Origin of the sequence: Methanocalculus sp. (genome assembly GCF_029762515.1) — an archaeon.
In the GTDB taxonomy this organism is placed as follows: domain Archaea; phylum Halobacteriota; class Methanomicrobia; order Methanomicrobiales; family Methanocorpusculaceae; genus Methanocalculus.
The window spans coordinates 1-2,698 of sequence record NZ_JARVGN010000322.1; the positions used below are offsets into that span (position 1 = coordinate 1).

4 protein-coding genes are annotated in these 2,698 nt (G+C 40.4%); 3 read left to right on the forward strand and 1 reads right to left on the reverse strand.

Annotated features, from left to right (window positions below):
* On the reverse strand, positions 1 to 485 hold a 485-nt coding region (locus QCH34_RS10305), incomplete at its 3' end, for a hypothetical protein (RefSeq protein WP_300333777.1).
* A gap of 97 nt (positions 486 to 582) precedes the next feature.
* On the opposite strand from QCH34_RS10305, the gene QCH34_RS10310 reads away from it, so the two are divergent.
* From QCH34_RS10310 to QCH34_RS10320, 3 genes are all read left to right on the forward strand, one after another.
* The gene (locus tag QCH34_RS10310) at positions 583 to 1,515 is read left to right on the forward strand and encodes a phosphoglycerate dehydrogenase (RefSeq protein ID WP_300333779.1); all 933 of its coding nucleotides are present in this window, start codon (positions 583 to 585) and stop codon (positions 1,513 to 1,515) included.
* On the forward strand, positions 1,512 to 2,432 hold the full coding sequence (locus QCH34_RS10315) for an NAD(P)-dependent oxidoreductase (RefSeq protein ID WP_300333781.1): 921 nt from the start codon (positions 1,512 to 1,514) through the stop codon (positions 2,430 to 2,432). The genes QCH34_RS10310 and QCH34_RS10315 overlap by 4 nt, the downstream gene beginning before the upstream one ends.
* Positions 2,423 to 2,698: aldolase/citrate lyase family protein (locus QCH34_RS10320; protein ID WP_300333783.1), on the forward strand; the 276-nt coding region annotated here is incomplete at its 3' end. The genes QCH34_RS10315 and QCH34_RS10320, both read left to right, overlap by 10 nt.

Below are 2,698 nucleotides of genomic sequence, written 5' to 3' on the forward strand. Positions count from 1 at the left end.
GGATTTTTGTTATTTATTTGAAGTTCAATATACTCTTCCTTTATGCAATTTTTACATATAGATTTCATCAATGCAGTTGATTCAAAGATGATGATCAGATCCTGCTTGGACTCTTTTATATGCTTGATACCTACATGAAGATAACAGAAATTCAGAAAAAGATCAGAAACATACGGATTCTTCTCTGATATGGAAGTGAGCCACCAGCATGTATCTCCCATTGCATGGGCATTATTCATCTTTCCTACGTAATCGATAAATTCCTGTCTGAAATTGCGCGCTGTATTCTGGAGCTCTCCTCCGATCATAATTCGGTGATACATTCCACCCAGAATTTTAGTGATGTCCTCGCAAAGAAGTACATTTTTTCCAAGATACAGCCAGGAGATTATGGTATCAGGAGGATTATTCTGTGTATATCTCTTGATTAATTCTCTATCTGCATATACAAGAGTGATTGTGGGCTTAGGGATGCATTCAGACATAAAAATCCTGTAGTTCCACTAGTAGAAAACCATTTAATTCTCTTAACATTATTTATGTTTTTAATCCATATCTATAATAAGTCAATTCGTGGATATTATGAAATCCTATACTGTTGCAATCACAATACGCTCTTTTAATGATAGCGGTCAAGCAATTGACTTGCTCCGCCGCTTTTTTACGATCTCTTACATCAATGAGAGCGGAAAGCGCTTAAATGAAACCGAACTAATCAAAGCACTTGATGGTGCAGATGCCGTTATTGCAGGAACAGAAGTTTTTTCTGCAAATGTCCTCACAAAATCTCCTCAATTGAAGGTGATTTCACGTGTTGGTGTTGGTATTGACTCAATTGATCATCTGGTTTCAAAGAGTCGGGGTATTCAAATCTTCAATACACCCGATGCCCCCGTTCAGGCTGTTGCAGAGCATACTCTTGCCTTGATTCTCTCAATCTTAAAACAAATATCGAGATATAATGAAAATGCGCGCATAGGAGAGCATTCAATATATGCCGGAAATCTCCTATCTGGCAAAACAATTGGCGTTATTGGCCTAGGAAGAATTGGTTTCCGGGTAGCATCACTTCTATCTGCTTTTGGCTGCGATATCACCTATTATGATCCCTTTGTGAAAGCTGCTCACTCAATTGATTGGGAGCGGAAAGATACATTGAACGAGCTTCTCAGGAATGCTGATATTATTACCCTCCATACCAATTCAACAAATGATCAGGCACCTTTAATGGATTTGGAAGCGTTTGATACCTGTAAGAGAGGTGCAGTTCTTATTAACACTGCACGTGGGTCATGTATTGATGAAGAGGCACTCTATGAAGCGTTAATAATTGGGACTATAGCAGGTGCAGGGCTTGATGTGGCCGTGAACGAACCTTTAACAGGTCCCTTACTTGATTTGCCACAGGTGATTGTCACGCCACATGTGGCATCGAATACCTATGAAACACGAGCGCAGATGGAGCTGGAAGCTGTGAATAATCTGATAGAATGGCAAAAGGAGCAGATACTATGAAGGCACTGGTTACCGGAGGGGCTGGATTTCTTGGAAGGTATCTTGTAAGGGAGCTTGTAAATCAAGGAATTGAAACCGTCATTTATGATACAGTCTCACCTCCGGAAGATTTTCTCAACGGGATGTCGGATTACCTGACTATTGTGAAAGGTAATATACTTGATTTCGATCATCTCGTAAAATCACTAGATGGATGTGATATCGTCTTCCACACGGCAGCTATTGCGGATCTTGATGATGCACGGAAAAAGCCCGTCCAGACGATGAATGTTAATGTTGTTGGTACGGCACATTGTCTTGAAGCAGCAAGGATTGCCGGGGTTAAAAGGTTTTTATTAGCTAGTTCTATTTATGTGTCTGGAAAATGGGGTTCATTCTATAAAGTCTCAAAACAGGCCGGTGAGAGTCTATGCAAAACATATAATGAAGAATATGGTCTCTCCTATACAATTCTTAGATATGGAAGTCTCTATGGTCGCGACGCGAATCAATGGAACTCAATGTATGCTATTTGCAAAGCTCTTCTCTCAACCGGAACATTTCATTATGTAAGTGGGCCTGAGGCCATTCGCGAATATATTCACATTCATGATGCGGCACGGGAAACCATCCGTATAGCGAGGGATAAGAGTTTTGAGAATCGTATAGCATTGATAACTGGACCTCAGAGAATGACGATTCGCGAGCTATTTGATATGATGGAGGAGATCATTGGAAAAAAAATAACTATAACCTATACTCCTCCTCATGAACGTTGCCATTATATTAAAACACCATACACTTTCGATATTGAGGTTCCAATCCGAGTGAATCTCTCGTCATTTATTGATATTAATGAGGGGATACTCGACTGCCTTTATGAAGTTCAGAAAGAAATTGTTGATAATAATTCCAAGGAAGAGAGCCAATGTCATTGAAAGATCGTCTTAAACGCAATGAGCTGACAATCGGATCCTGGATTACGCTTGGCCACCCGGCAATTGGGGAGATTATGGCTTCAAGTGGATTTGACTGGCTGACAATAGATATGGAACATAGCGCTATTACGCTCCACGAGGCTCAACAACTTATTCAGGTCATTGAACTTACAGGATGTGTTCCCCTTGTTCGGGTAGGAGATAATGATCCTATTATTATAAAGAGAGTCATGGATGCAGGGGCTCATGGAGTGATTGTTCCTCAG

Excerpts from the sequence above, each read along its gene's own strand:
- QCH34_RS10310 (WP_300333779.1), top strand. The coding sequence starts at position 583 with ATGAAATCCTATACTGTTGCAATCACAATACGCTCTTTTAATGATAGC.
- QCH34_RS10315 (WP_300333781.1), top strand. The coding sequence starts at position 1,512 with ATGAAGGCACTGGTTACCGGAGGGGCTGGATTTCTTGGAAGGTATCTT.